Below are 23,533 nucleotides of genomic sequence, written 5' to 3' on the forward strand. Positions count from 1 at the left end.
CTCCGCCGACGAAGGAGCACACATGTCCACCGTTGACAGCTTCGGTGCCAAGAGCACACTGACAGTCGGGGAGACCGACTACGAAATCTTCCGGATCGACTCCGTCGCCGGGTACGAGAAGCTTCCCTTCAGCTTGAAGGTCCTCCTCGAGAACCTGCTTCGCACCGAAGACGGCGCGAACGTCACGAAGGAGCAGATCCAGGCGCTCGGCTCCTGGAATCCGGATGCCGAGCCCGACACCGAGATCCAGTTCACCCCGGCTCGCGTGGTGATGCAGGACTTCACCGGTGTTCCCTGCATCGTCGATCTCGCCACGATGCGAGAGGCAGTGACCGCCCTCGGTGGCGACCCCGCCAAGATCAACCCGCTCTCGCCCGCCGAGATGGTGATCGACCACTCGGTCATCGCGGATCTGTTCGGCACGCCGAACGCACTCGAGCGCAACGTCGAGATCGAGTACGAGCGCAACGGCGAGCGTTACCAGTTCCTGCGGTGGGGCCAGACAGCCTTCGACGACTTCAAGGTCGTGCCCCCCGGCACCGGCATCGTCCACCAGGTGAACATCGAGCACCTTGCGAAGGTCGTTTACGACCGCGAGGTCGGCGGCGTGCTCCGCGCATACCCTGACACCTGTGTCGGCACCGACTCACACACCACCATGGTCAACGGTCTTGGCGTGCTCGGCTGGGGAGTCGGTGGCATCGAGGCCGAGGCCGCCATGCTCGGCCAGCCGGTCTCCATGCTCATTCCGCGGGTCGTGGGCTTCAAGCTCACCGGTTCCATTCCTGCCGGTGTGACCGCGACCGACGTCGTGCTCACGATTACCGACATGCTCCGCAAGCACGGCGTGGTCGGCAAGTTTGTCGAGTTCTACGGCGAGGGCGTTGCGTCAGTGCCGCTTGCCAACCGCGCGACGATCGGCAACATGAGCCCCGAGTTCGGCTCGACTGCCGCCATGTTCCCGATCGACGATGTGACTCTCGACTACCTGCGCCTGACCGGCCGTGACGAGCAGACGGTTGCGCTCGTCGAGGCGTACGCGAAGCTCCAGGCGATGTGGCACGACCCGGCGCGTGAGCTCGTCTTCAGCGAGTACATGGAGCTCGACCTCGGTACCGTCGTTCCCTCGATCGCCGGACCGAAGCGCCCGCAGGATCGCATTCTGCTTTCCGAGGCCAAGTCCCAGTTCGAGAAGGACATCCTGAACTACGCGGCGCCGACCTCGTCTGACTCCATCGTCGACCTCGAGTCGCAGGGCTCCTTCCCGGCATCCGATCCGGGCGGGGAGCCCGGTGACGAGGACGGTCACGCCCACGACGTCCTCATCTCCTCGGGTGGTCCTGCAGCGGCATCCAAGCCCGTGAAGGTGACGACCCCTGAGGGCCAGAGCTACCTGCTCGACAACGGCGCTGTCACGCTCGCCGCGATCACTTCGTGCACCAACACCTCGAACCCGTCGGTGATGCTCGCTGCGGGCCTGCTGGCGAAGAAGGCCGTCGACAAGGGTCTCAAGCGCAAGCCGTGGGTCAAGACGACACTGGGCCCCGGATCGAAGGTCGTCACTGACTACTACGAGTCATCGGGCCTCGACAAGGCGCTCGAGGGGCTCGGCTTCTACACGGTCGGCTACGGCTGCACGATCTGCATCGGTAACTCCGGTCCGCTCATCGACGAAGTCTCGGCGGCAATCAACGACAACGACCTCGCGGTGACCGCCGTGCTCTCGGGCAACAGGAACTTCGAGGGGCGCATCAGCCCCGACGTCAAGATGAACTACCTGGCCTCGCCGCCCCTCGTCGTGGCCTATGCCCTCGCCGGTTCCATGAACTTCGATTTTGAGACCGACCCCCTTGGCAAGGATCAGGACGGGAACGACGTCTTCCTGAAGGACATCTGGCCCTCGACCGACGAGGTGCAGGAAGTCATCGACTCGTCGATCTCACGCGAGCAGTTCATCAAGCAATACGCGACGGTCTTCGACGGTGACGAGCGCTGGCGCAGCCTCCCCACCCCGGATGCTGCGCAGTTCGAGTGGGACGAGAACTCCACCTACGTCCGCAAGGCTCCGTACTTCGACGGCATGACGATGGAACTCACCCCGGTGAGCGACATCCGCGGTGCTCGCGTGCTGGCAACCCTCGGCGACTCGGTGACGACCGACCACATCAGCCCCGCGGGGAACATCAAGGCCGGCACCCCCGCCGCTCAGTACCTCGCCGAGCACGGGGTCGCGCAGAAGGACTTCAACTCCTACGGTTCACGCCGTGGCAACCACGAAGTCATGATCCGCGGAACGTTCGCCAACATCCGACTGAAGAACGAACTAGTCGCAGCGGTCAACGACGGTCAGATCGTCGAGGGCGGTTACACCCGGGACTTCACGCAGGAGGGCGGCCCGCAGTCGTACATCTACGACGCGAGCATGAACTACCAGGAGCAGGAGATTCCGCTTGTCGTGTTCGGCGGCAAGGAGTACGGCTCGGGCTCGTCGCGCGACTGGGCTGCCAAGGGAACGAACCTGCTGGGCGTGAAGGCCGTCATCACTGAGAGCTTCGAGCGTATTCACCGCTCGAACCTCATCGGGATGGGAGTCGTGCCGCTGCAGTTCCCCGCCGGAGAAAGCTGGAAGTCGCTCGGCCTGGACGGCACCGAGATCATCAGCATCACCGGCCTCGAGCAGCTCAACGCGGGCGTGACCCCGAAGACGGTGCGCGTGACCGCTGAGCCGAGCGAGTTCTCACCGGAGGGCAAGCAGACTGTCGAGTTCGACGCGATTGTTCGCATTGACACACCCGGTGAGGCTGACTACTACCGCAACGGCGGCATCCTGCAGTACGTGCTGCGCTCGCTCGTCTGAGAGTCGAACGCAGCCGAGGGGCGGGGTCGAGACACGGGAGTGCTCGATCCCGCCCCTCGGCTCATCGATAGACTTGCGAGATGGCATTGCGGCTGGGATGCCACCCGACGGGAGGAGTGAGATGGCTTTGCTTGCCACGATCCGCTCGCCACGGGATCTGGACGCTCTCACGACGGATCAGCTCTGCGAACTTGCGGACGAGGTGCGCGCGTTTCTGGTCGAGAACGTCGCTCGCACAGGAGGCCACTTAGGGCCGAACCTCGGCGTGGTCGAACTGACCATCGCGCTACATCGGGTGTTCTCTTCGCCGGATGACCCGATCATCTTCGACACCGGGCACCAGTCATACGTCCACAAGCTCCTCACGGGCCGCCAGGACTTCTCACAGTTGCGCAGCCGTGGCGGCCTTGCCGGCTACCCGCAGCGCTCAGAGAGTGAGCACGACGTCGTCGAGTCATCGCACGCGTCCAGCTCCCTCAGCTGGGCCGACGGAATCTCACGCGCGTTCGCCCGCACGGGGCGCCATGACCGCCATGTCGTTGCCGTTGTCGGTGACGGCTCGCTGACCGGCGGCATGACGTGGGAAGCGCTCAACAACATCTCCGACGACAACGACCGCAATCTCGTCATCGTCGTCAATGACAACGGACGCTCATATGCCCCGACGATCGGCGGCATGGCGCGGTACCTCAATCGCGTGCGTACGGCATCCAGCTACGAGACGCTGCGCAAGCGGTCCGACCGGATCTCCAGCCGGCTCGGGCCCGCGGCTCGCGCCTTCTACCGAGGCGTCCGGGGCGGAACCCGGGGTTTCCTTTCTCGGTTCACGAACAACGAGGCGTTGTACTCGAACCTCGACATCAAGTACCTCGGTCCGATCGACGGGCATGACCTTCCGATGCTGATCGAGACACTCGAGCTCGCAAAGGAGCACGGGGCACCGGTCATCGTGCACGCGATAACCGAGAAGGGGCGCGGGTATGAACCGGCGCTCCGCGACGTTGCCGACCAGTTCCACGCTGTCGGCAAGATCGACCCTATCTCGGGTGAGCCCGTCGGCGGTTCCGGTGCATCGGCGTGGACTGACGTGTTCGCCCAGGAACTCGTTGAGGTGGGGTCCGAGCGTGAAGACGTCATCGCCATCACCGCTGCGATGCTGCGCCCCACCGGCTTGCAGCCCTTTGCGGAGCGCTTTCCGCAACGGGTTTATGACGTTGGCATCGCTGAGCAGCACGCCGTGGCTTCAGCGGCGGGTCTGGCCTTCGGGGGCCTGCATCCTGTCGTCGCCGTCTACGCGACCTTCATGAACCGCGCGTTCGATCAGGTCATGATGGATGTCGCACTGCACCGCGCCGGGGTCACCTTCGTCCTCGACCGCGCGGGGGTGACCGGGCCAGACGGCCCCAGCCACCACGGTGTGTGGGACCTCGCCATGTTGCAGCTCGTGCCCAACATCCGGATTGCGGCACCGCGGGACGCGGAGCGACTTCGCGAAGAATTCCGCGAAGCGGTTGCTGTCTCGGACGCACCGACGGTTGTGCGGTTCCCCAAGGGATCCGTGCTTCCCGATCTGCCCGCTGTGGAGCGCCTCGAGGACGGGGTCGACGTGTTGGCTCGCGGAGGAGCGGAAGACGTCCTGCTCATCGGCATCGGACCCATGGCCCACATCGCGATGGACGTGGCCACTCGTCTTCGCGCCCAAGGGATCGGTGCGACGGTCATCGACCCGCGCTGGGCGATCCCCGTGCAGCCATCTGTGATCGACCTCGCCGCAGCACACCGCCTCGTGATCACGATCGAAGACGGCATCCGCGTGGGCGGGATCGGAACCCGCGTCCGCCAGGTCCTGCGGGAGGCTGGCGTCGACACTGCCGTTGACGAGCTCGGGCTTCCTGACGAGTTCGTCGCTCACGCGACCCGCGAACAGATCCTCGAGGATGCCGGGCTCGTCGCCAGCAAGATCGCCCAAGATGTCGTCGCGCAGGTCCTCGGCACCAGGATTCCGATCGCACGCCGCGCTGAGAACAGCGCCGATTTCGTCGCCGAGTTCGCGGAACGCCGCGACTGACGAGGCAATGCCAACGAGAGAGGGGGCCCGGCTGATCCAGCCGGGCCCCCTCTCGTGTGCGGTCTGATCAGACGGCGGCGATTCCTCGGATGGGCGGTTCGTGGAAGGTGCCCCCAAAGACGCGCTGAGACGCCCCTTCGCGATCGAGATACGGCGAGGCGCCGCCGTCGATGAAGGGCCAGCCGGCACCGAGGATCAGGCACAGATCGATGTCTTCAACCTCGGGCACGACACCCTCATCGAGCATGATGCGGATCTCCTGCGCCAACCCGTCCTGCACGCGGCGAAGGATCTCGTCTTCGCTGGCCGGGGCAGCGCCCACAGCAGGCTTGAGGATCTTCTCGGCGGCCTTCGTCCAGCCGGTGACCTTGCCGTTCTTGTCCTTCTCGACAACCTGCGACAGTTCCGCCAGCTCGTGGAGGTTCTCGTTCGCATAGAAGCGCTCCGGGAACGCTGCAGCCATCGTGTCCTGCACGTGCGCGGCAACCTTCCAGCCCACAAGATCGATGAGCTGGAACGGCGTCATGGGCAGGCCAAGGGGGCCGAAGGCCTTCTCGACCGTGAGCAGCGGCGTGCCCTCGTACACGGCCCGAGCAGCCTCGCCCATGACCTTCGCGAGAAGGCGATTGACGACGAAGCCCGGGGCATCGGCCGTCAAGACGGCGTTCTTGCCCAGACCCTTGGCCACAACGAAGGCAGTCGACAGCGCCGCCTCGTCGGTGGTGGGGGTCTTTACGATTTCGATCAGCGGCATCACCGCCACCGGGTTGAAGAAGTGGAATCCCACGAGCCGCTCCGGGTGCTCGAGCTTCGCTCCGATCTCTTCGACCGACAGCGACGACGTGTTTGTCGCGAGGATCGCGTCTTCGGCGATGATCTTCTCGATCTCGCCGAACACCTGCTGCTTGACCCCGACCTCCTCGAAAACCGCCTCGATCACGAAGTCGCAGTCGGCGTACTCGTTCTTGTCGGTGGTGCCGTGGATGAGCGCACGAAGGCGATTCGCACCATCCCCGTCGAGTCGTCCCTTCTGCTCGAGCTTGCCGATCTCTTCGTGGATGTAGGCGAGTCCCTTGTCGACGCGCGCCTGATCAAGGTCGGTGATCAGGACCGGCACCTGGAGCTTTCGCACGAACAGCAGCGCGAACTGGCTGGCCATGAGGCCGGCACCGATGATCCCGACCTTCTGGACCTTCTTGGCAAGCGCCTTGTCGGGAGCGCCGACGGGTCGCTTGGCACGTTTCTGTACGAGGTCGAACGCGTACATGGATGCCGCGAACTGATCGCCGGTGATGAGATCGGTCAGTGCCTCATCCTCGCGAGCGAAGCCTTCTGCTTTCGTGCCGCCCTTGGCCTTGTCGAGAAGATCGAGCGCGACGTAGGGGGAGCGGGGGACCGTGCCGATGCGGCTCTCCAGCATCCCGCGAGCCATTTTGATCGCGATCGGCCACTTGGTCAGACGCTCGATCTTGCCCGGCTCGTTCTTGCGCTCGACCTTGACCGAGCCGGTGAGGACGCCATCGGCCCAGCGCAGTGAATCCTCAAGGTAATTCGCTGCCGGGAAGATGGCATCCATGATGCCGAGGTCGTAAGCCTGCTGGGGCTTGAGTACCCGGTTCTGCTTCAGCGGGTTGGAGACGACGACTTCGAGCGCGTTCTCGATACCGATGAGGTTGGGGAGCAGGTACGCTCCACCCCAGCCGGGAATGATGCCGAGGAACACCTCGGGGAGCGCGATAGCGGCCGCCGAAGCATCCACCGTGCGATACGTGGAGTTCAGCGCGATCTCGAGCCCGCCGCCGAGCGCGAGACCGTTCACGAAAGCGAAGCTGGGTACGCCGAGGCTCGAGAGCTTGCCGAGGACCTGATGGCCCCGCTGCGCGATCAGTTTGGCGATAGCGGCCGAGGGAACCCGAGAGACGTCGCTCAGGTCGGCACCGGCGGCAAGAATGTACTGCTTGCCCGTGATGGCCAGAGCATCGATCTCGCCGGCCGCGGCGCGAGCGGCGAGAGCGTCGAGTGTTTCCCCGAGCTCCTTGAGCGTTGCCGGTCCGAGCGTGTTGGGCCGCGTGTGATCACGCCCGTTGTCGAGGGTGACAAGGGCCAGCACCTTGCCGGAGGCCAGACGCACGTCGGTCACCAGCGAGTGCGTGATGACCTCGCCGTCGGTGAGGTCATCCAGCGGCGAGAAGTCGATCTCGTCGTAGTTGGTCATGGCGGCGAACTCCTACTTCTTCTTCTTGCCGTTGTAGTGCGGGTTTTCCCAAACGACCGAACCGCCCTGCCCGAGACCCACGCACATGGCGGTCAAGCCGTACCGGACGTCGGGGCGTTCGGCGAACTGTGCCGCAAGTTGGATCATCAGCCGCACGCCGGATGCCGCGAGCGGGTGCCCCAGAGCAATGGCGCCACCCCACTGGTTCACGCGAGGGTCGTCATCCGCCACGCCGAAGTGATCGAGCAGTGACAGCACCTGCACGGCGAAGGCCTCGTTGAGTTCGAACAGCCCGATGTCATCGATCGTCAGGCCGGCTTTCTGAAGCGCCTTCTCGGTAGAAGGAATGGGCCCGATGCCCATGATTTCGGGCTGCACTCCCGCGAAAGCGAAAGACACCAGTCGCATCTTGGGGGCGAGCCCGAACTGCTTGACCGCGTCGCCGCTGGCCAGGAGCCCCATCGTGGCCCCGTCTGTGAGCGGTGATGACGTGCCCGCGGTAACGCGCCCGTGCGGGCGGAACGGGGTCTTCAGCGATGCGAGCCCTTCCATCGTCGTCTCCGGGCGGCGACCCTCATCCTCCGTCGCGAGCCCCCAGGCACCCTCAGCAGTCTTGATCGCGACGGGGACGAGATCAGGCTGGATCTTTCCGGCGTCATAGGCTGCCTGCGCCTTCTGCTGACTCCTCATGCCGAAGCGGTCGGCGCGCTCCTTGGTGAGCTGCGGGAAGCGGTCATGCAACCGCTCAGCGGTGACGCCCATGTTCAGCGCGCCCGGATCGACCATCTTCTCCGCGACGAAGCGCGGGTTGGGGTCGGCGTTGGAGCCGATCGGGTGGCGGCCCATGTGCTCAACGCCGCCGGCGATCGCAAGGTCATACATGCCGAAACCGATCGAGCCGGCCATCGTGGTGACACTCGTCATCGCCCCGGCACACATGCGGTCGATCGCGAAGCCAGGAACGGTCATCGGCAGTCCGGCGAGGATCGCCGCAGACCTGCCGAGCGTCAGTCCCTGATCGCCGGTCTGTGATGTCGCGGCGATCGCAACATCGTCAATGCGGTCTTTCGGAACGTCGGGATTGCGTTCCATCAGTCCGATGATCGCTTTGACTGCCAGGTCGTCAGCCCGGGTGTTCCAGTACATGCCCTTCTCGCCCGCGCGCCCGAATGGGGTGCGCATACCGTCGACGAAGAAGACGTCCGATATTTCGGCCACTCTGCCTCCAAGGATTGGGAATGACGCCAGCCTAGGAAGGCGTCAAAACGGCGCGGAATCGGTTGGGTCGAACCTACGAAGCGCTCTCGGAGGCCTCCGGCGAGGGTTGACCGGATTCCACAAAGGCTTCGGCGATCACCTGTGCAGTCTGCTCAATTTGCCAGGGTCGCGCACCGAGTTCCGACAGCGCTGCGCCGATGGACTCGGCGTCGATCGACGCCGGGGGAGCCCAGGCGACGCGTCGGAGCAGCTCCGGGGTGAGGAGGTTCTCGACCGGCATGTGCAGCGACTGCGCGAGTTCGTCGATCGCCGGCTTGGCGGCCTTCAGACGGGCGTCAGCCTCGGGCGCGCGATCGGCCCACGCCCTTACCGGCGGGATCGTGTCGGTGTTTCGCACCCGTTCGGGTGGCAGGTCGGGGTCGGCGCGTCCTGCTTCGAATGCTGCCCACCACCGATCGAGCTCGGAGCGGCTGGCTCGGCCGGTGAACTCTTTGACCGCCGCGAGCTGCTGCTTGGTCTTCGGGTCGGCCAGGATAGCCGCGACCAGAGCACGGTCGGGCACGAGTCGCCCTGGCGAGACATCCTGCGTGATCGCTAGTTCTTCACGGGCGAGCCACAGCGCCCGCGCGATCGCGAGCCCCCGGCGTCCACGCACCGTGTGGAGACCACTGAGCCGGCGCCAGGGATCCTCCCGCGGCGGTTTGGGCTCCCGGGTGAGGACCGCAGAGAACTCCTGCGCCGCGAACGCCGTCTTGCCGGCATCCGCGAGCTGCTCGACAAGGATGTCGCGCACATCGATCAGGTACTCGACATCGAGCGCGGCGTACTCGAGCCACGCCTGCGGAAGAGGACGAGTGGACCAGTCGGATGCCGAGTGTGCCTTTGCCAGGGTGACGCCGAGGGTTTCTTCGACGACGGCACCCAGGCCCACACGCTCTCGTCCGAGAAGTCGCGACGCCAGTTCGGTGTCGAAAATCGTCGGAGGCTCGAGGCCCAACTCGCGCAGGGAAGGCAGGTCCTGACTGGCGGCGTGAAAGACCCACTCGAGGTCACCGATTGCCTGCTGCAGCGACGAAAAGTCCGTGCCGACCGCTGGCGGGTCGACCAAAACCACGCCGGCGCCGCGGCGGAAAAGCTGCACGAGATACGCGCGTTGCGAGTAGCGGAACCCGGAGGCGCGCTCAACGTCGACGGCTACCGGGCCTTCTCCTGCTGCGAGGTGCGCAGCCGCGGCACGGAGGGCGTCGGCATCCGTGATCACGGTGTATTCAGCCACGGCTCACCCTGCGGGAGGTTACGGTTGCGATCTGCTCAGACCCGGGCGGAAGTCCCGCCAGCATGCACACGAGCTCTGCCCACGCCTCGACGTGCGCGTCGAGGTTTGCGGTCGGTGTCCACGACGCGCGAAGTTCGATCTGAGCGCCGTCACCCTCGTCGGCAAGACTCCCGAATCCTTTGGAGAGGGTTTTCGTGGCGGTTCCGGAGGGAGAGTGGTACGTCGCAGCGTGAGCCCGGAGGGCGTCGGTGAGCCATGACCACGTCACATCCGCCAGCAGCGCATCCATGCCGATTTCGGGCTCGAGCGGTGCCTGCGCAAAGCACACGATGCGCCACGCTCCGTTCCACTGGGAGGGCTCGTCCGGGTCGTGCAACAGGATGAAGCGACCCGTTCCGTACGCTGAGTCGATGCCGGATGCCTCGGGCCTCACGTCGGCAGCAAGGGCCAGTGCGTGAGGAGCAAGGCCGGTGGGTGCGGGAATCTCGCGGACCGTGAGGTCGTCACGAAAGGTGGCCTCGCGAATCACCGCGGCCACGTCGTCGAACGCCACCCCCGACAGAAGGTCTCCGGTCACCCCGACAGACTAGAGTGAGGACCCCATGGTCGAGTCCAGGCGCGCCGCCTCCCCACAGTACGTCGTTGTTGTCAAAGCGGCCCTCACGGTGATCTCGTTGGCCCTCGGTGCCGTCCTTGCGCTGTGGGGCGGTATCGCCGTTCGCATGGCCCGGAAAGTCGTCACGCCAGAGGCTCGGATCCCCGATTGCCGCATCCTCGAGCTTGATACGTCTGCCCAGACCATCACGCTCACGCGGACCCCCGACACCGAACTCGCTGGCCGATATGGCCTGTTCACCACGGGCACAGAGCGCTACCTCAAACTCGGATCCGTGCTGTCGGAAACGACCGACACGGTCAAGCGCAAGCTCCTGACGCACGTCGGTCCCCAGGCGCGGATCGTCAGGGATGCCGCGTTCAGCGGGTGGTATTACGAGCGCCCCGAAGAACTGCACCTGCCCTTCAGCCCGGAGCTGGTCGGCTCGGCGCTCGGACCCTGCCCCGCATGGTTGTTTCCCGCCGGTCAGGGCGACATCTGGGTAATCCAGGTGCACGGGCGTGGCACCACGCGAGCGGAGTGCCTGCGCGCCGTGCCGGTGTTCCACGGGTTGGGAATCACGTCGTTGGTCGTCTCGTATCGCAATGACGGCGAGGCGCCTCGGAGCCGATCGGGTACCTACACGCTCGGAGCTACCGAGTGGCGCGATGTCGACGCCGCGGTCGGGTTCGCCCGCCGGCGAGGCGCGAAGCGGGTCATCATCATGGGCTGGTCAATGGGCGGCGCGATTGCGCTGCAGCTCGCCCTGAACTCGGCCCACCGTGACCTCATTGTCGGGCTCATCCTGGACTCGCCTGCCATCGACTGGCGAAGCATTCTCGACTACCAGGCGCGGGAGATGAAGCTTCCCGCGCCGATCACGCGCCTGGCGATCACTGTCCTTGGTGCCGATTGGGCGACGGCGCTCACCGGCGCGGGAGCAGCGATTCCGTTCCGTCGACTCGACGTCCTTGCCCGCTCGGCGGAGCTTCGGCATCCGATACTCATCCTCCACAGCGACGATGACGGCTTTGTCCCCTCGGATGCCTCCCACGATCTGGTCGTCGCGCGTCCCGACCTCGTGGAACTCGACGTGTTCAGTGTGGCTCGTCACACCAAGCTGTGGAACTACGACCAGGAGCGCTGGACCGGCCGGATCACGCGGTGGCTCATCCAGCGCGGGTTCGTCAGCGAGCGCGCAGACGCAGATAGGTGAATCCCTCGTCGTCGACGAGGTGACCGGCGAGCTCCGTCGCGACGGCGTTGTGGATGCCCAGAAACGGATGCTCGGCCGGTGTCAGAGCTGGTGCGACGGTGATGCAGTACTCGTCGATGACTCCCGAATCCGCGAACTGTCGAGCCAACGACGGGCCGCCCTCACACACGAGGTGACATATGCCCCGATCCCGGAGAGCGTCAACGATGAGCTCGGGCGTCGGCTCGTCGGAGGGGAGCCCAATGACCTCGGCCGAAAGGTGGGCGACCGATGCTTCCACCTGCTTCGCCCGGGATGCGGGGCACAGCGCAATCAGGGGTTGGTCCGCCTCGTCAGGCATCCGGAGTCCCTCCAATGAGCCGGAACGGGTCACGACCGCGAGAGCTGCCGACCGGGGGAGGAGGTAACCCTCGGCGCGCACTGTCTGAGCCCCGACGATGACGGCATCGGCCGCCGCACGGATGGCGCTGAGAATGAACCGGTCGGCCCCGCCGGTGAGGGTCTCACTCGTGCCGTCGGCGCCGACGGCGGACCCGGTGAGCGAGGTGATCATGTTCAGTCGCACGGACTCTGGATCTGCGGACCCGTAGCGCGCGGCGATCCACGCGCGTGCTGCATCACGGTCGTCATCGACGTCGATCGAGTCGAGGCTTCGTGGCGACAGTTCGGTCACGATCATGGAGAGATCCTCTCTGGGCCCGCGGGAACTCCGTTGGGGGAGTCCTCGCGTGCGCGGGGTGTGGTGACAGCCCGCGTAAAGTAGGAGGGTCCTCCCGCCCCCCTGACTCTAGGCGGCACGCGGCACGCCCGCATCCGTCTCCACTGCGGAAGCCACCCATGCCAGCATCCGGCCCCACCGGCATCGTCCACCTCGCAACGCGCTCACCCGAGCTCTCCGGCGACCAGATGGTGGCGGCGCTCACGCCCCCACCGCAGTTTGCGCATGCGTCATTCGAGTCGTACCGCGCCGACCCGGCCTTCCCCTCGCAGCAGGAGGCGAAGGAACTGCTCATCGCCTTTGCCGGTGGGCGCCCCGAGGCGCCGCGCGGAGGGCTGTTCCGGCGCCGACCGAAGGAACCCGAACTGAAGCCCGGCGTATACCTGGACGGTGGATTCGGTGTCGGCAAGACGCACTTGCTCGCCGCGATCTATCACGCGATGCCGGTACGCCGGAAGTACTTCGGATCGTTCATCGAGTACACGGCTCTGGTCGGGGCGCTGGGCTACCAGAACGTCGTCAAGCTCTTCACGGGAGCCGACCTGCTGTGCATCGACGAGTTCGAGCTCGATGATCCCGGCGACACGATGGTCATGACGCGTCTGCTGGGCGAACTGGTGGCCACGGGCACCCGGCTTGCGGCGACATCCAACACTCCGCCGAATGCCCTGGGTGAGGGGCGATTCGCCGCGCAGGACTTCTTGCGTGAGATCCATGCGATGGCCGAGAGCTTCCAGACCATTCGGATCGACGGCACTGACTACCGTCACCGCGATGTCGATGGACACGCAGTGTCGCTGGACGCCGCCGGCTACGAGACGGCAATCGAAGCAGCATCCGGTGAAGCGATCGTGAGCGACGACGCATTCGAGGCCGTGGTTGCTCAGCTGGCACGCGTCCATCCGTCGCGCTATATCCGTCTCATCGAAGGTGTATCTCTGGTTGGTCTTCGCGATGTGTCGGTGTTCACCGATCAATCCGCAGCACTCCGATTCGTCGCCCTGGTTGACCGCATCTACGACGCGCAGATCCCTATTCGCGCGACCGGCCTCACTCTGGACACGGTCTTTCCGGAAGAGATGCTGGCCGGCGGATACCGCAAGAAGTACCTGCGCGCGATCTCACGCCTCGTCGCATCCACACTCGCGTGAATTTCGTGGCGACCTCGGGGTCGTCCGAAACCTGATGTTTACCTGAGCGTCGGTCGTGTAACAGACGCGAAACACGGGGCACCCTCTGGTCGAAACCGGTCGCCGCGAGACTGGCTGCGCAAGTGCATCGGCTACCCGCGTCGATGCAGCTTTCGACACACGACACGAATTGAGGACTCTCAATGGATGCTGGAACTCTCGCCTGGGGTATTACCTCATCGGCGCTAGTCCTGTTCATGACGCCCGGCGTCGCCTTCTTCTACGGTGGTCTCGTCAAGGCGAAGAGCGTCATCAGCATGATGATGATGAGCTTCGGCGCGATGGCTCTGATTGCTGTGCTTTGGATCCTCTACGGATTCAACATGGCCGCCGTGAGCGACCCCTGGGCTTTTGCAGGAAACCCCTTCTCGAACTTCGCGCTCTCGTCGCCTGAGCTTTCCAGCTCGGACTTCGTGCTCGCGCTCTTCGGCTGCACCTTCGCGATCATCACGGTGGCCCTGATCTCGGGAGCCATCGCTGACCGCGCCCGGTTCGGATCGTGGATGATCTTCGCCGGTGTGTGGGCAACTGTCGTCTACTTCCCCGTGGCCGCATGGGTCTGGGGAGGCGGCTGGATCATGAACCTCGGCACCACGCTGTTCGGCGAGGAGTCCGGGATCTTCGTGATGGACTACGCGGGTGGTACTGCCGTTCACATCAACGCGGGTGCTGCAGCCCTTGCCCTGGCCCTCGTGCTCGGCAAGCGCATCGGCTTCCAGAAGGGCATCCAGAAGCCGCACAACGTGCCGCTGGTCATGCTCGGCGCATCGATCCTCTGGTTCGGCTGGTTCGGCTTCAACGCGGGTGCAGAGGCGAACTGGTACTACGCCGACACCGAGACCTACGGCTCGATGGGCCCTGACTCTGCAGCCGGCATCATCGTCATCAACACCCTCGGGGCGACCGCCGCTGCCATCATCGGTTGGCTGATCGTCGAGAAGTTCAAGGACGGCAAGGCTACGTCGGTCGGTGCCGCTTCGGGTGCCGTCGCCGGTCTCGTTGCGATCACCCCTGCCTGTGCGTTCCTGACGCCCGGCTGGGCGCTCCTGCTCGGTCTCGTCACCGGTGTGGTCTGCGCCTTCGCTATCGAGCTCAAGTGGAAGCTCGGCTACGACGACTCGCTCGACGTTGTCGGCATCCACCTCGTCGGTGGTGTCATCGGAACGCTCTACCTCGGCTTCTTCGCAACCGAGACCGGTCTGTTCCTCGGTGGCGGCATCGAGCAGCTGACCGTACAGGCGATCGCAGCCTTCGGCGTCCTGATCTACTCCTTCGTGGTGGCCTGGATCCTGGGCTTCGCGATCGAGAAGACGATCGGCTTCCGCATCAAGAACGAGGACGAGCTCGCCGGTGTCGACACCAGCGTGCACGGCGAAGAGGGCTACTCGCTCGCCGAGCAGGTCTGATTCACCCGGAGTTCGTCTCCTTACCCTCAGGGGCGTCGCGACTGAGTCGCGGCGCCCCTGAGGCGTTTTCTCGTGTGTTCGGCGGTTAGGGTGACTTCGTGAATCGGTTGTCCTCGCTTGTCCGTAATGTTGCGCGTGCGCTCACGCCTCCGATGCGCAGGAAGCAAAGCGCGGATGCCGCACCAGACGCGCCGCCGCTGGCCGTCCGGACCCGGCTTATTGCACCACCTGGCGCGAACGGCCTGAAGATCAGTTACGCACCCGAAGCGGACGGGGATGCTGACGCCGGCGAGATCGTGTGGACCTGGGTGCCCTACGCCGAAGGCGACGGACGAGGCAAGGATCGTCCGGTTCTCGTGATCGGACGCCAGGACTCCGAGCACGTCTACGCGGTGCGACTGACCAGCCAACAGCACGACGGGGACCGGGACTACATCGCGATCGGCTCAGGTCCGTGGGATGCGCGAGGGAGAGCATCCTGGGTCGACATCGAGCAGCTCTACAGCGTGCATCATCGAGGAATGCGCCGTGAAGCTGCTGCGCTGGATCTCGACCGCTTTGTGATCGTCGCCAACGCGCTGCGTAGCCGCTACGGCTGGGATGCCGAGAAGCGTCGGTGATACTCAATGTGGTGGGCGATACCAGACTCGAACTGATGACCTCTTCCGTGTGAAGGAAGCGCGCTACCAACTGCGCCAATCGCCCAAGACCCTCGCGGGCCGAGTCTCGATCTTACCGGATTCCTGGTCGAGCACACGACCGCGGACCACGACACGCGCGGAGCCGTTTCGGTTTTGCGCGGCGGCGATTCTCGACTAAAGTCGATCAAGCGCCACACGGTGGCGCAATGCGGATGTAGCGCAGTTGGTAGCGCATCACCTTGCCAAGGTGAGGGTCGCGAGTTCGAGTCTCGTCATCCGCTCGAGTGCGGGGCTTCCTTCGGGAGCACGACACGTGGGTCGAACCACACACGGTGGCGTGGCCGAGCGGCTAGGCACCGGCCTGCAAAGCCGTTTACACGGGTTCGAATCCCGTCGCCACCTCGCATGACAACTGAATAGCCTTTTAGGCGCGATTGGCGCAGCGGTAGCGCGCTTCCCTGACACGGAAGAGGTCACTGGTTCGATCCCAGTATCGCGCACCACGAAACCCCCGGAATTCCGGGGGTTTTCTCGTTCTCCGGCGGTCCCGTGCAATATGCGTGCAATTCGGCGTCGAGCGATCCGGCTCAGATGTGCAGTTGACAACCTGAATTGCGCAGATTGCCCACACCAAAATCCCCCCGCACAGTCCCGGAAACACGCGGGCAACGCCCATCGATGGTGCTCATGCGTTGGTGGAAAAAGCCGGGGAGAGATCGAGATGACTCGCGGGTCTTCAGCGACCCCCGGTGGCTAAAGAATTGGTCGGTCGATTCCGTGGTTCTTCCACGATCACGGCGTCCTCGATAACCTCACCCGTGACCGGATCAGCGATCAGATCAGGGTCCGGATCAGGTGACACATTTGTGTCACGTCCAAGGTCTCGATGCACCGTGGCGTTAGGCCCGAAGCAGGTGGGACATTTGTCCCACCTCGCCTGTGACCGGATCAGCAGTGACTTCTGGCTCATCGGGTAGGTGTCCAGAACTGGACACCTGCGACTCACGAATGTCTTTCATAACGGTCTTGCGGTCCCTCAGTGGCGAGGGACTGTCCACCAGGGCTATTGCGCCCATCGTCGGCGTCACGCCCATGCAGGTTTCGCGCGATGTGAAGCGCGGCGACGCAGGTGTAACAAATGTGACACCTGCTCCTGAGCAGACCCCGGACCTGATTGCTGATCCGGTGACGGGTGAGGTCATCGAGGACGCGGTGACCGTGGAGGAACCGCGGAAGATCACCGGCCTCGACGGGAAGACCTACAGCCCCACGGCTCCTAAGAAGCCAAACCGCCGCGAGGTCGTTATGCCGATGCCAGTGCCCTCTCCATTTCGCGGCTCATCTGCCGAACCGCCAACCTGGGGTCATCGGACCGGAGTGTGACGTTTTGAGTCACCGACGCCCCCGACATGCCGGCCATGCCCATGCCGCCAGCGGCGGCTTGCACCATCCGGTAGTTGGACCGCAACCCTTGCGCGTACCCCTCAGCCGAATACGCGCCCATCTCCGCGAACACCTTCGATGGCGACTGAATCCCGAGGAGATCTTTCGCCCACCCGATCGCGCCGCCCACAACATCCGAGATCGTGTTGTACAGGTCAGCGGAGCCTTGCAGGAAACCGTCGATCAGACCAGCGATCGCGTCGACACCGATGTCCCCGAACGTGTCGACGATCCACTGGTTTGCGCCGGCCAGCCAGCTCGAGATGTTCTCGCCCCACCCCTCGAGCCCGTTGAGGATCGCTTGGCCGGCCCCGGTGAATATCCCGACGATCCCGTCCCACGCTTTCCCGAGATCAAGTGTGAACACCCCCACGAGGAAGTCGACGATGCCCTGGAAGAAGGTTTTGATGCCGTCGAGGAGCGGCTGCGCTTCCTGCCAGCCGGTGACGATGCCGGTCATGAAGTTCTGCACGTCGGGTGAGTTCATCCATTCCGCGAACGCTTCGATGCCTGGCACGAGTTCGGACTGGATGAAGTCGGTGACGGCGATAGCGATCGGCAGGAACGCGGTCCCGATCGAGATCCCGATGTCTTCCCACGTCGCGGCGAGCTCTGCTTGCTTGCCGGCGAGGGTGTCGGACTCTCGCGCGTACTGTCCCTGTTGGGTGGCTGTGTTCTCGAAGATCGCGGCGTTCGCGGCGAGGATCTTCTGCTGCGACGTCAACGCCCCGTTGCCGTCGTAGATCCCCAGCTCCATCGCTTTCGCGCGGAGGGCCTGGTCGTCGAGGATCACGCCGTACTTGCGGAGTGGTTCGTACTCGCCGCGGAGCGCGGAGCCGAGGGCTTGCACGGCTTCCTCAGGGCTCGTGTTCGCGAACGCGGACAGATCCGATCCGAGCCCGAGCAAGTCGGTGGAGAACGTCGCCAGGTCAGTGCCACTCAGCCCCGCGGCTTTGCCGAAGATGCCGAAGTTCTTCGCCCCAGTGAGGGCCTGGGTTTTCGACAGCCCGAACATCTTCGCGGACGTGTCGGAGAAGTCCTTGATCTGCCCGGACGCGGAACCGAAGACGTCCCCGACCGCGCCGAGGGCCTGCTGGTAGTCACCGGCGGAGCCGATCGCCCCCAGCAGTGAGTCACCGAGCGAGAGGGCACCGATCGCGGCACCGATGACACCGGCACCCTTCAGTAACCCTTTGCCGATCCCGCCGGCTGCAGCACCGCCCGCGGCGGCACCGGCCGTTGTCATCTGCCCGGTGAGTGCCCCGGTGAAGTGCGACGCTTCCGGGACAACTTCCACGAAAGCCCGGTACATGGGCGAATCTGAAGACATGAGTCTGCTCCCTTTGAGTTGAGGTCCGGGAGCAGACCGTGTGTATTTGTGTTCTGTTGTTACGTCGCGCTCAGTGCGCTCATCGGGCCAGCGACCGTTCAGCCTGGTCAGGCGTCACAGTTGAACCTCCTGGCCAGTGATACGGATGAAGCGGGCTCGCGTGTAACGCTCATGTCGCCCTTGCCACTTCTTCGTGCCAGGCGACTCCACAGCCATCACGAACACGTGGACACCTTCGCCAGAGAGCGACCGCTCCACGTAGACAATCGGCTCAGAGATCCGCTCGATGAGTTCACGCGCCTCGTCGTCGGAGACGTGGTCGAGGTCGTAGCATCCGAGCCCGTCGCCGAGCATGATCCCGAATCCATCGCCAGCAACCGACACCAGCACCTCATCGAACGACGTCCACGTCGCCCGGTTCGTGGACGAAGCCGGCAGACCATCGACTGCGAGCGGACGCTTACCGTCAGCTCGCACCCACGCAACCCGAGACGTCATCGCCTCAGGAAACCGAGGCCCACGCCGATGCCAGTACACTCGACACTTCGCAGAGCAGAACCGCGCACCCCGACGCGACAGAATCAGCGACCGGCTACACCACTCGCACTCGCCATACCCCATGCATACAGTCTATCCGCTGTTACGGATAATCCGCGTTATTCCGCGGATTGCGTTCAGGCGTTCTGATCTGAGCATCCTGACGACCCGGCAGCGCGCGAACCCTCACCAGGCGCCATCTAAGCGCTCAGATCGAGCCCCACGGACGCCAGTGCCACGAAACCCTCAGACCCGTACGCAGAAAAAATCACAGCCCCTCCCGTGGGAGAAGTCGGGGCGGGGAGGGGGGTCCCCACCCGGTTGTCTTCTGCCGTCTTCGCGGATGGTGTTCGCGCGGTCGGTGTGTTGCTGTGTTGCTGTGGTGCTGTGGTTGTTGCGGTGGTGTCGGCGTGGGCCGTGACGTCAGGACGTAGCGGGCGGGGTTGCGCGTGGTGACGAGCGTTTGTCGTGGAGTGCATCTCGGGTTCCCTTCCTGCGTTCTACGGTCCGTGTGGTCCGGGATTCTCTTGCTGGGTATGCCCCTCGGTTGGTGACGGGCACCCGGTCGGCTGAGTTGCCCATCCCGGTGTGTGCTTGTTGGGGGAGAGGGCGCGCGGATGACTGGTGCGCGCGCCCCCACCCACTCGGTTCAATCAGGGCGGTCGAGTTCACCCGCGGCGAGGGCTTCAGCGAACTGTTCCGCGCTCATGCGGGCGATGTCTCGGGCCGTCGGGTGGGAGAGTCCCCAGCGCTTGCTGTTGTCGTGCATCCAGTCGGGTTCGGTCTGGTCGGGGATCATGCGGTGACTCCGTGGAGTTCCGCGGCAGGGTTCGCCGCCCGCCACTGGGTCATCAGTTCCTCGTCGCGGCGGAGCGTGTCGAGGTCGGTGAGTCTGGTTGTGAGTTCGTCGAGCGCTTCCCTGACCTGCGCGGGGACGGCGGGGTTCGGGTCGAATGATCCGACCAGGCCACCGTTGAGGGCGAGGGTTCCGAAGATCCGTCGGATCTGCCAGGCGCGGGAGTACTCCGCCCATGACTTCTCGAGCGCGGTGATCGCCTTCCGCATGGTCGCGGTGACTTTCTCGAGCTGTTCATCTGCGGGAGGGATGTAGTCGGTGGCGGTGTCCCCGAGTCGTGCGGCGAGCTCCCGAGCGGTGTTGTCCGCGCCGGCCTGCGCTTCGCCCGCGAGGTCGACGTACGCGGCGGCCTGGGCGGTGTGGGCGGCTTCCCCGCTGGTGACGGTGGCGGGGTCTCCGCCGTTCGCGATGACTTCTCGGACGTTGCGTCGGTACGTGTCGGCGGCGTCGTTCGCTGCCCGGGTGGACTCGGATGCGAGACGGTGGAACTTCCCGACCGCTTCCCGGAACGAGATCAGCCGGTCGTACAGGTCGAGAGTGTCCGGGTCGAACTCAAAGACGGTCCGGGGTAGCGGGTTCCAGTTGCGGGAGATCGACGGTCGAGATGTTTTCTCGGCGCGGTTGTGGAACGTGATCTCGTCGAGCAGGTGCTTACGTGACATTGGGTTCTTCTTTCCGGCCCGGTCGGGCCTGTCTTCTGTGGTGTCGTTTCGTCCAGAGGCGGGCGAGGTCTTCTCGGAGCGCGTCGGCGGCGGTCTGCCAGCCGTCCGACTCTTCCCGGATTCGCCTATTCCTTCGTGGCACTCTTCGGTCCCTCCGTGAGCAGTCGCAGCAAGTTCGCTTCGAAGGACTCCCGGGTCCCCGCGGTGTCGATGAACTTGTCGATGGTTTCGGACATCGCGACGACGATCGCGCGGAGGTCAGCGACCATCAGGTGAGTTTGGCGGTGCACTTCCTCGCGTTGCAGGACGTTCCACCGCTCGTGCGGTTTGGCGAGCAGCACGCGACTCATGAGGTTCAACCTGTGGGCGTTCGCCACGTCCCGGCGTTCACTCGGCTGCATCGGCATGAGATGCTCCCTTCCGGCGTTTGCGGGGCTGGTAGGTTCGGCCGGCCCAGATCCCGACCGGGGGCTTGGCTCGCTCTGCGTATGCCCTGCATTCGGTTCTGAGCGGGCAGGGGCGGCAGACCGTGAGGGCGAGGTGCGTGAGTTCGTCTGCGGCGATCTGTGCGGGCTCGAGGAGGAACCTCGGGTCGTCGGTGCATTCCGGCGTGGTCTCCTCGAGGACTCGGGCGAGTGCCCGGTAGAGGTCATCAGCGATGGTCATGCGACCTCCTCCCTGCTGTCGCAGCGAGTGCATGTGCCGTCGGCGAGTCGTCGGTGGTTGCCGGGGCCGCAGTCGGAGCCTGGTTTGACTGTGACGAGTTGCCCCGCGTGACCGGTCACGTTGCCGGTCCTGTTACCTGTCACGTAGGCAGAGGCATCTAATTGATTACTCCTAGTAATGCCTTCGCCTACGTTGCCGGTCACGTTGCCGGTCACGTTGCCGGTCACCGACCCTCCGAAGATGCGGTTGTACTCAGCGGCGTTTCTGGCCGCCTTCGATTGCGGTTCGCTTCTCCGGCTTTCGCGGTACTTGGCTTGGTTCTCCCTCTTCCGGGCACGGTATTGCTCCACCTGAGCAGACGTGGACTGCCTCAGCCCACGAGGATCGGCCCAGCCAGGCAGCGTCACCCCGTCAGATGTGCGAACCACCATGCCGGCAGCATCGAGTTCTGCGATCGCGGCGTCAACGTCGCCGTCAGGGTGAAGGTTGCGCAGGTAGCGAGTTGGGATGATCCCGTCGGTTCCCTGCTCATTGCTCCACATGAGAGCACCGCAGAGCACCCGCCAGGCACGGTCGGTGAGATCCGCGAATCGCATGTCGGTGAGCCAGTGACCGGGGAGGCGCGAATCCGTCATCGGGTCCACCTCCTACCGGCGGTAGAATTGAGAGCAGAGGCTGCTGCGATGCTTCTTCGGCCGTCCCGTTGGCACGCGGGGCGGCTTCTCTCTTGCTCAGGCATCACGCGGCTCCCAGATCGTCGCGGGGTTGCCGAGATCGGAGTGTCCGAGCATCGGTGCGGCCACCACAAGCCCGTCACGGACCAGCGTCGCTCTCGCAGATCGGATTCGCTGGGCGGTCACGAGCGGGTAGTACGGGTGCGGGCCTCGATCGGTGTACTCGCGGACGAGCTCGTCATCGGTACGCGGGCACTGTTTCAGAATCCTCAACACGGCCGTCTTCACGAGCCCCAGGACCTCCGGATTGGCGATCAGGTCGGCGGTGCTCGATGTGCCGAGGTCGAGCACCATCGCGCGTTTGCGGGTGCTCATGCGGCACCCTCGCGGTACTGCATCGGCTCGAGTGCGGATGCAACGGCCCCAGCAGGTATGCGGATGAGTCGCGGTCCGAAGCGATAGGCCTCGATCTCACCGCGCGCGATCATGCGGCGAATGGTCTTGGTGGCGACGCCCTTCGCGTCTGCGACTTGAGCGATGGTGAGGTATTCACCGGGAAACGGAGAAGGCACTCCGAACCTCCACAAATTCAGTGGGAGATTCCGAGCGCCTTCTCGAAAGTGGTTGAGTTTCGTTCAGCGCACCGAACGAAACAGGCTTACTACGACTCTAGTGCACTTGGAGAGACTTGATCGTCTTTCGGCTTGGGCGCGTCGCCCATTGCCTGATAGACAGCGCGGCCACGCGAGCGAGCCTTTTCCAGTGCGACATTCAGCACATCTAGGTCAACTACGAACGCTTCGCCACCGCCATAGCATGTGCACTTCAGGTCGATTGGGTGCCGGGTCCATCGACGCGTGCGCTCGGAATGGAACAGTGGTCGGTGCTCGAAGTCGACGATCTGGCCCAGTTCATTGCCGCACCTGCCGCAGATGATTCGGACGCGTTGCGCGATGCGCCTCCCGGACGCTGGCCTTGGGTCGTAGTGTCCTTTGTCGCGAGCACGCAACTGCTCGTCGGACGCGAGGGCGTCGCGAACGCCGTACTGCTCGACATACTTCCTGTCGGTCATCGCTGTTCCAGTCGTAATTTGTGATGCGATATCTCGGAGGTTTGCGGGGGTGCCGCCTAGTCTCCCAGGCGGCACCCGCGATTCGCTCATGCGCGTGTGGGGAGTTCCCCGGCGTACCCCTCAAGCGGCGTCGGCTCGACTTCGACCCACAGGTCATCGAAGCCGTCAACCTTCGCGACTCGCGCAACCAGGCGGCTGCGAAGATCGAGGGGCTCACCGGTCTCCACATCGACCTGCGGCCATGAGTCGCCCACCGCCGCGACGTCCGCTGGGTTCCAATGCCCGCTGCTGGGACGCCCCGGCAGTGCCTCCCACGATGAGGGGTAGGGGATCCAGACGGTCCCGGTCGACCCGTCCTCGAGCTCTCGCTCGACCAAGCTCAGCTCGGTCACCGTATCCACGAAACGGCTGCGGTACGCCCACACCCGTCGTCCCGCGTCGGTGAGTTGGATCTTGGCGAGTTCACGGGCGGCTGTGGCAAGATCAGCCGAAACCGTCCTTGCGGCGTCGCTGTCGAGCTTCTCGTTCTCAGCCCACACCCGAATGTAGGGCCTGTCCGCGTCGACCTTCAGACCGTCGAAGGTGTACCGCGCGGGTTGCAGTATGTCGACGTCACCGAACTTCTTGCACCAATCGACCACGTACAGGTCGGGGTGGGTGTCTAGTATGTCCCCTCCGATGTAAGTGTCATCGAACTCGGCCCATTCCGGCTTGGTCTCCGCGATCCGTTCCACGATCTCTCGTGTGAACGGCGGCAAGAACGACCCGTCAGAAAGCTCGACGGGCTCGTCGCCGGCTGCGCGGTAGACCGATTCTGGGAACCGGGCGGTAGCGTTGGTGGTGTTCATGATTGGTATGCCCTTTCGTGTTCTGCCCTCGTCGCGTTGCCTCGC

General features: G+C 64.6%; 22 protein-coding genes and 4 tRNA genes. 10 read left to right on the forward strand and 16 right to left on the reverse strand.

What is annotated here, in order from left to right:
- Positions 1 to 22: 22 nt before the first annotated feature.
- Positions 23 to 2,857, forward strand: coding sequence for an aconitate hydratase (locus AADH62_RS08055; RefSeq protein WP_341578987.1), 2,835 nt, complete (start codon positions 23 to 25; stop codon positions 2,855 to 2,857).
- 121 nt (positions 2,858 to 2,978) lie between these two features.
- Positions 2,979 to 4,925, forward strand: a complete 1,947-nt coding sequence (dxs, locus tag AADH62_RS08060) for a 1-deoxy-D-xylulose-5-phosphate synthase (RefSeq protein ID WP_341578988.1) — start codon at positions 2,979 to 2,981, stop codon at positions 4,923 to 4,925.
- Between the two features lie 67 nt (positions 4,926 to 4,992).
- Here the strand turns inward: dxs and AADH62_RS08065 are convergent, their stop codons facing one another.
- From AADH62_RS08065 to AADH62_RS08080, 4 genes are all read right to left on the reverse strand, one after another.
- Positions 4,993 to 7,140 (reverse strand): 3-hydroxyacyl-CoA dehydrogenase NAD-binding domain-containing protein, encoded by a 2,148-nt coding sequence (locus AADH62_RS08065; protein ID WP_341578989.1) that lies wholly within the window; start codon positions 7,138 to 7,140, stop codon positions 4,993 to 4,995.
- A gap of 12 nt (positions 7,141 to 7,152) precedes the next feature.
- Entirely contained in the window at positions 7,153 to 8,358 is a 1,206-nt protein-coding gene (locus AADH62_RS08070) for a thiolase family protein (protein WP_292733649.1), read from the reverse strand.
- A 73-nt stretch (positions 8,359 to 8,431) separates the two neighbouring features.
- Complete coding sequence (locus AADH62_RS08075) at positions 8,432 to 9,634, reverse strand: ribonuclease D (protein ID WP_341578990.1); 1,203 nt, start codon at positions 9,632 to 9,634, stop codon at positions 8,432 to 8,434.
- The gene (locus AADH62_RS08080; protein WP_341578991.1) at positions 9,627 to 10,211 is read right to left on the reverse strand and encodes a DUF3000 family protein; all 585 of its coding nucleotides are present in this window, start codon (positions 10,209 to 10,211) and stop codon (positions 9,627 to 9,629) included. Before AADH62_RS08080 ends, AADH62_RS08075 begins: the two co-directional genes overlap by 8 nt.
- A 25-nt stretch (positions 10,212 to 10,236) precedes the next feature.
- Here AADH62_RS08080 and AADH62_RS08085 point away from each other — a divergent pair, with 25 nt between their 5' ends.
- Complete coding sequence (locus tag AADH62_RS08085; protein WP_341578992.1) at positions 10,237 to 11,445, forward strand: alpha/beta hydrolase family protein; 1,209 nt, start codon at positions 10,237 to 10,239, stop codon at positions 11,443 to 11,445.
- On the opposite strand, the gene AADH62_RS08090 is transcribed toward AADH62_RS08085, so the two are convergent.
- A complete protein-coding gene (locus AADH62_RS08090; protein WP_341578993.1) occupies positions 11,417 to 12,124 on the reverse strand; it encodes a dihydrofolate reductase family protein in 708 nt (235 codons plus the stop codon). The genes AADH62_RS08085 and AADH62_RS08090 overlap by 29 nt on opposite strands.
- 158 nt (positions 12,125 to 12,282) lie before the next feature.
- Between AADH62_RS08090 and zapE the strand changes: the two genes are divergently transcribed.
- From zapE to AADH62_RS08105, 3 genes are all read left to right on the forward strand, one after another.
- Positions 12,283 to 13,314: a cell division protein ZapE gene (gene zapE / locus AADH62_RS08095; protein ID WP_341578994.1), complete on the forward strand. Its 1,032-nt coding sequence runs from the start codon at positions 12,283 to 12,285 to the stop codon at positions 13,312 to 13,314.
- A 182-nt stretch (positions 13,315 to 13,496) separates the two neighbouring features.
- Complete coding sequence (locus tag AADH62_RS08100) at positions 13,497 to 14,759, forward strand: ammonium transporter (RefSeq protein WP_341578995.1); 1,263 nt, start codon at positions 13,497 to 13,499, stop codon at positions 14,757 to 14,759.
- Between the two features lie 152 nt (positions 14,760 to 14,911).
- Entirely contained in the window at positions 14,912 to 15,379 is a 468-nt protein-coding gene (locus AADH62_RS08105) for a type II toxin-antitoxin system PemK/MazF family toxin (protein WP_425355662.1), read from the forward strand.
- A gap of 9 nt (positions 15,380 to 15,388) precedes the next feature.
- On the opposite strand, the gene AADH62_RS08110 is transcribed toward AADH62_RS08105, so the two are convergent.
- Positions 15,389 to 15,464, reverse strand: a tRNA-Val gene (locus tag AADH62_RS08110).
- A gap of 144 nt (positions 15,465 to 15,608) precedes the next feature.
- Between AADH62_RS08110 and AADH62_RS08115 the strand changes: the two genes are divergently transcribed.
- The 3 genes from AADH62_RS08115 (at position 15,609) to AADH62_RS08125 (ending at position 15,903) form a co-directional block, all read left to right on the forward strand.
- A tRNA-Gly gene (locus AADH62_RS08115) sits at positions 15,609 to 15,681 on the forward strand.
- A 50-nt stretch (positions 15,682 to 15,731) separates the two neighbouring features.
- A tRNA-Cys gene (locus AADH62_RS08120) sits at positions 15,732 to 15,802 on the forward strand.
- A gap of 26 nt (positions 15,803 to 15,828) precedes the next feature.
- Positions 15,829 to 15,903 (forward strand) — tRNA-Val (locus AADH62_RS08125).
- An 800-nt stretch (positions 15,904 to 16,703) separates the two neighbouring features.
- Here the strand turns inward: AADH62_RS08125 and AADH62_RS08130 are convergent.
- The 9 genes from AADH62_RS08130 to AADH62_RS08170 form a co-directional block, all read right to left on the reverse strand.
- Positions 16,704 to 18,173 (reverse strand): hypothetical protein, encoded by a 1,470-nt coding sequence (locus AADH62_RS08130; protein WP_341578997.1) that lies wholly within the window; start codon positions 18,171 to 18,173, stop codon positions 16,704 to 16,706.
- A gap of 114 nt (positions 18,174 to 18,287) precedes the next feature.
- The gene (locus AADH62_RS08135) at positions 18,288 to 18,671 is read right to left on the reverse strand and encodes a bifunctional DNA primase/polymerase (RefSeq protein ID WP_341578998.1); all 384 of its coding nucleotides are present in this window, start codon (positions 18,669 to 18,671) and stop codon (positions 18,288 to 18,290) included.
- Between the two features lie 688 nt (positions 18,672 to 19,359).
- Positions 19,360 to 19,509: a hypothetical protein gene (locus tag AADH62_RS08140; protein WP_341578999.1), complete on the reverse strand. Its 150-nt coding sequence runs from the start codon at positions 19,507 to 19,509 to the stop codon at positions 19,360 to 19,362.
- Entirely contained in the window at positions 19,506 to 20,228 is a 723-nt protein-coding gene (locus tag AADH62_RS08145; RefSeq protein ID WP_341579000.1) for a hypothetical protein, read from the reverse strand. The genes AADH62_RS08140 and AADH62_RS08145 overlap by 4 nt, the downstream gene beginning before the upstream one ends.
- A 125-nt stretch (positions 20,229 to 20,353) precedes the next feature.
- On the reverse strand, positions 20,354 to 20,635 hold the full coding sequence (locus AADH62_RS08150) for a hypothetical protein (RefSeq protein WP_341579001.1): 282 nt from the start codon (positions 20,633 to 20,635) through the stop codon (positions 20,354 to 20,356).
- On the reverse strand, positions 20,616 to 20,894 hold the full coding sequence (locus AADH62_RS08155) for a WhiB family transcriptional regulator (RefSeq protein WP_341579002.1): 279 nt from the start codon (positions 20,892 to 20,894) through the stop codon (positions 20,616 to 20,618). The genes AADH62_RS08150 and AADH62_RS08155 overlap by 20 nt, the downstream gene beginning before the upstream one ends.
- Positions 20,891 to 21,529 carry a hypothetical protein gene (locus AADH62_RS08160; protein WP_341579003.1) on the reverse strand — a complete coding sequence of 213 codons (639 nt, stop codon included), beginning with the start codon at positions 21,527 to 21,529 and terminating at the stop codon, positions 20,891 to 20,893. Before AADH62_RS08160 ends, AADH62_RS08155 begins: the two co-directional genes overlap by 4 nt.
- A 96-nt stretch (positions 21,530 to 21,625) precedes the next feature.
- Positions 21,626 to 21,943, reverse strand: a complete 318-nt coding sequence (locus AADH62_RS08165; RefSeq protein WP_341579004.1) for a hypothetical protein — start codon at positions 21,941 to 21,943, stop codon at positions 21,626 to 21,628.
- Positions 21,940 to 22,140, reverse strand: a complete 201-nt coding sequence (locus AADH62_RS08170; protein WP_341579005.1) for a helix-turn-helix domain-containing protein — start codon at positions 22,138 to 22,140, stop codon at positions 21,940 to 21,942. The genes AADH62_RS08165 and AADH62_RS08170 overlap by 4 nt, the downstream gene beginning before the upstream one ends.
- 296 nt (positions 22,141 to 22,436) lie before the next feature.
- On the opposite strand from AADH62_RS08170, the gene AADH62_RS08175 reads away from it, so the two are divergent.
- Complete coding sequence (locus AADH62_RS08175; protein WP_341579006.1) at positions 22,437 to 22,664, forward strand: hypothetical protein; 228 nt, start codon at positions 22,437 to 22,439, stop codon at positions 22,662 to 22,664.
- Between the two features lie 62 nt (positions 22,665 to 22,726).
- Here the strand turns inward: AADH62_RS08175 and AADH62_RS08180 are convergent, their stop codons facing one another.
- Positions 22,727 to 23,488 carry a hypothetical protein gene (locus AADH62_RS08180; RefSeq protein WP_341579007.1) on the reverse strand — a complete coding sequence of 254 codons (762 nt, stop codon included), beginning with the start codon at positions 23,486 to 23,488 and terminating at the stop codon, positions 22,727 to 22,729.
- Between the last annotated feature and the right edge of the window lie 45 nt (positions 23,489 to 23,533).

Origin of the sequence: Microbacterium schleiferi (assembly GCF_038150145.1) — a bacterium.
GTDB classification, from domain to species: Bacteria; Actinomycetota; Actinomycetes; order Actinomycetales; family Microbacteriaceae; genus Microbacterium; species Microbacterium schleiferi_B.